This is a genomic window from Arthrobacter sp. Hiyo1 (genome assembly GCF_001263615.2).
In the GTDB taxonomy this organism is placed as follows: Bacteria; Actinomycetota; Actinomycetes; order Actinomycetales; family Micrococcaceae; genus Arthrobacter.
This window is the reverse complement of record NZ_DF952471.1, coordinates 357017-360821: the sequence shown is the minus strand read 5'-3', so window position 1 is coordinate 360821 and position 3805 is coordinate 357017. Positions and strand designations below refer to the sequence as shown.

The window sequence follows — 3805 nt, the reverse complement described above, 5'->3', positions numbered from 1 at the left end:
CCCCACCGCCACCCTCGCCTCGCAAGCTCGGCCAGGGAACCCTGGCGGCGTGGGCCCTCGCAGTTGTTGTCGTTTTGTAGCCTCATAACGACAACAACTGCGAGCTAGTTGGGTTAGCCGCGCGCCGGCACCTTAAGTCGAAGTTACGCACTTAACAACAGGCAGCTACCCACAAGTTATCCACAGTTGGGGAAAAACCGTGCCTGCATAGTGGAAAACTCCCGGAACGGCGGGCCTCAGGGGGCAGCAAAGACAACGAACTACAGCGATGTGAGTTATTAACAATGTTGATAACTCTGTTGATACCGCGCTCTTTTGGCTGCGAACACTGAGGTTGTCCACACACGCCCGGATAACCCACTTCTTATCCACATACCCACAGGCGTGTGGGCAAAAGTTATCCACAGGTGTGGACGTTAATCGCCGGAGAAAAGCGCAGCCCCTGCCATCTCGCCCTACAGTGTCCATTCACCATCGAACTACAAGCTTGTAAGTTACGCACACTGTGGATAAGGCCTGTGGAAAACATATCCAAAAGTCTTGACGGACCTGAAAGCGCAGTTCTAAGCTGGTGTTATTCAATGAACTAGTTGATAAACCATCTGCTTGAGTACGGCGGAGGACCCCGAAATCCGCGATCCTCAGGCCCGACCCACCAGGGGAGAAGCATGCCGGGCACGATTGCTGCAGCGGTGCTGGACCCGGAAGACCAGCTCAACAGGGCGTTCATGGCCCTCGCCGATCCTGTCCGCCGCAAGATACTCGCGCGGTTGGCCTTGGGCGATGCCACCGTCAACGAGATCGCCCAGCCCTTCACCGTCACCCTCCAAGCCATCTCCAAGCACCTTCAAGTGCTCGAGGGCGCGGGCCTCATCACAAGGAGCAGGGAAGCGCAGCGCCGTCCCTGCCATTTGAACACCACAGCGCTGGGTCCCTTGGCTGAGTGGATCGAGAACTACCGTCTTCAGGCCGAGGAACGTTTCGCCCGGCTGGACGAACTATTGGCCAGCACAACCGACAAAGACAGTCCCGAAAAGGAGAAGAACAATGAGCACCAACACAACAACCATTGACGTCGCCGCGGGCACGCCGTTCATCGATACGAGCCGCGACTTCGACGCCGCACCCTCGCGTGTGTTCCAGGCTTTCACGGACCCCGAACTCGTCGTCAAATGGCTGGGTCCGCGTCGCCTGGAAATGCGCCTGGAGTCATACGACGCGCGCACGGGCGGCAGCTACCGCTACACGCATGTGGACGAACAAGGCAGCGAGTTCGGTTTCCGCGGGGTCTTCCACGAGGTCCAGGAGCCATTGCGGATCATCCAGACCTTTGAGTTCGACGGCGCCCCGGGGCAAGTCACGCTGGATACCACCAGGTTTGAAGACCTCGGAGGCCGCACGCGCGTAGTGCAGCACTCCGTGTTTCCCTCGGTGGAAGCCCGGGACATGGCAGTAGCCAGCGGCATGGATGCGGGCATCAAAGAGTCGATGGACCGCTTGGAGGAACTCCTGGGGTAAAGCCAGGGAGCTGTTAGCCCGCTGTGGCCCGAAGGACGGTAGCGAGGACCAGAATCCCGGCCACCAGGGCCATGCCTGCGGTCTGCAACAGCGCCTGGCGGGGTCCACGCGGAGCAAAGGCAATCACGGCGGCGCACAGGCCACCCGTGATCAGGCCGCCCAAATGGGCCTGCCAGGCAATGCCGGGGACAACGAAGCCAATCACGCCGTTGATGGCAATGAGGATCCACAGCTGCCGGGTGTCTCCGCCGCGCCGGCTTTGAACTACCAACAGTGCGCCAAAGAGGCCGAAGATGGCGCCGGACGCACCTTCCACTCCAGTGGGAGGCAAAACAGGTGTCAGAAGTAGGAAACCGACAGAGCCGCCAATGGCGGACAACAGGTAGACGGCCAGGAAGCGGATGCGCCCCAAGACCGGCTCCAGCACCTGGCCGAAAATCCAGAGCATGTACATGTTGAGCACGATGTGCAGGACAAAGCCCTGGGAATGGACAAAAGCGCTGGTCAGCATCCGCCAGGGTTCGAAGGCCCCGTATTGCGGAGCGGCGTAGACGGACGCAAAAGCGAGTTGATTCTCCACGACACCGCCGGGAATCAACCATTGCAGCACGTACACCAGGGCACACAGCCCGATAAGTATGTACGTCGCCAAAGGACGTCCTGTCGCAATGGCGCCGCCATAGGCGGAACGCACTGCCGGCGTCGAACGCTTCATTTCATTGACGCAGTCAATGCATTGGAACCCGACGGCGGCCGCCCGCTGGCACTCGGGGCATGCGGGACGCCCGCAACGCTGGCACCGCACATAGGAGGGCCTGTCCGGGTGCCTGGGGCACACCGGAATGTCTGCTGACGGCTCTGCCGCCGGGATTCCGTAACTCATATGCTGTTCAGGCTCCGGGGATCAGAGCTGGACAATGTCGATGCTGTTGATGACGACGTCTTCGACGGGGCGATCGCCCATGCCGGTGCGGACAGCCTCGATGGCGTCTACAACTTTCTTGGACTCTTCGTCTGCAACCTCACCGAAGATGGAGTGCTTGCCGAAAAGCCAGTCGGTGTTGACCGTGGTGATGAAGAACTGGGAACCGTTGGTGCCCTTGCCCATCTGGATGCCGGCGTTGGCCATGGCCAGCTTGTAAGGGGCGTTGAAGTTGAGTTCCGGGTGGATCTCGTCGTCGAACTTGTAGCCCGGACCGCCGATACCGCGACCGAGGGGATCGCCGCCCTGGATCATGAAGTCTTTGATGATGCGGTGGAAAATCGTGCCGTTGTACAGCGGGGTACCAGTCTTGTCTTCACCGGTCTCCGGGTGCGTCCAGGACTTTTCGCCGGTGGCCAGGCCAACGAAGTTGGCTACCGTCTTGGGCGCGTGGTTGCCGAAGAGGTCAACCACGATGTCACCGAGGCTCGTGTGGAAAGTTGCTTTTGCGGTTGCGATGGTCATATCGCCATTGTTTCACGCAGGGTCAACGCCGGGGCGGCCAGGAGGGCGGTTCCGCGCTCGGTGAAATCTTCCATGAATCCGCTGGATGAATAGCCGGTGCCGAACAAGCGACGTAGGCTAACAACAAACGAGCATGTTGATCGGGAGGTAGTTGTGAAGAAATCGGACCGGATTGCCCGCGAACTTGAACACACCGTTGTGAATGGTGTCGAAAATGCCAAGGACTGGGCGACACCGCGCGTCGAAGCAGCTGTGAACTGGGCTGTTCCCCGCATCCAGCACGGAATCGACACCGCGTCGCCGAAGCTCCAGGAAGGCCTGAAATCGGCTGCCTACAACCTCGCCGACGGCGTTGCAACCGTCACGCCGAAGCTCCAGGAAGGCCTGGCGAACCTCGCGCCGAAGATCCACGACGTCGTCGAGGACGCCTCACCCAAGATCCAGGAAGCCCTTAACAAAGCCACCCCGCGCTCAGCCACGCGCGGGACAAAGTTGTTGAGGAGTACTTGCCCAAGCTTTCGGAGCAGCTCGGGCAAGCCTCCGTGGTTGTGCACCAGGCCCTCGAGAATGCACCCGCGCAGGTGGACGCAGTCGCCCAGAAACTGGTGGATTCGGGAGTGGTTCACAATCTGCAGGAGCAAGCACAAGCCACAGGGGCCCAGCTGAAAGCCGCGGCCGAGGAAGCGTCCAAAACAGTCTCGAAAGAACTGGCCAAGACCCGGAAGCCCAAAAAGCGCGGTCTCCTGATCTTCACGGTCATTGCAGCAGCTGCCGCGGCCGGCGTCGCCGCATGGAAGGCCAGCCGTCCGGTGGAGGACCCGTGGAAGACCCCGGCCCCGG

General features: G+C 60.6%; 4 protein-coding genes and 1 pseudogene. 3 read left to right on the top strand and 2 right to left on the bottom strand.

All coding sequences use genetic code 11. The annotated features are described in order from the left end of the window. Nucleotides 1-668 precede the first annotated feature (668 nt). Complete coding sequence (locus AHiyo1_RS13235) at nucleotides 669-1073, top strand: ArsR/SmtB family transcription factor (RefSeq protein ID WP_059388877.1); 405 nt, start codon at nucleotides 669-671, stop codon at nucleotides 1071-1073. Next, nucleotides 1048-1518, top strand: a complete 471-nt coding sequence (locus tag AHiyo1_RS13230; RefSeq protein WP_059388876.1) for an SRPBCC family protein — start codon at nucleotides 1048-1050, stop codon at nucleotides 1516-1518. Before AHiyo1_RS13235 ends, AHiyo1_RS13230 begins: the two co-directional genes overlap by 26 nt. Nucleotides 1519-1531: 13 nt before the next feature. On the opposite strand, the gene AHiyo1_RS13225 is transcribed toward AHiyo1_RS13230, so the two are convergent. Both AHiyo1_RS13225 and AHiyo1_RS13220 read right to left on the bottom strand, forming a co-directional pair. Beyond that, complete coding sequence (locus AHiyo1_RS13225) at nucleotides 1532-2401, bottom strand: rhomboid family intramembrane serine protease (RefSeq protein ID WP_059388875.1); 870 nt, start codon at nucleotides 2399-2401, stop codon at nucleotides 1532-1534. Between the two features lie 21 nt (nucleotides 2402-2422). Continuing rightward, complete coding sequence (locus AHiyo1_RS13220; protein ID WP_059388874.1) at nucleotides 2423-2965, bottom strand: peptidylprolyl isomerase; 543 nt, start codon at nucleotides 2963-2965, stop codon at nucleotides 2423-2425. 153 nt (nucleotides 2966-3118) lie between these two features. Between AHiyo1_RS13220 and AHiyo1_RS13215 the strand changes: the two are divergent. Then, nucleotides 3119-3805, top strand: a pseudogene (locus tag AHiyo1_RS13215) (hypothetical protein); the annotation flags it as partial.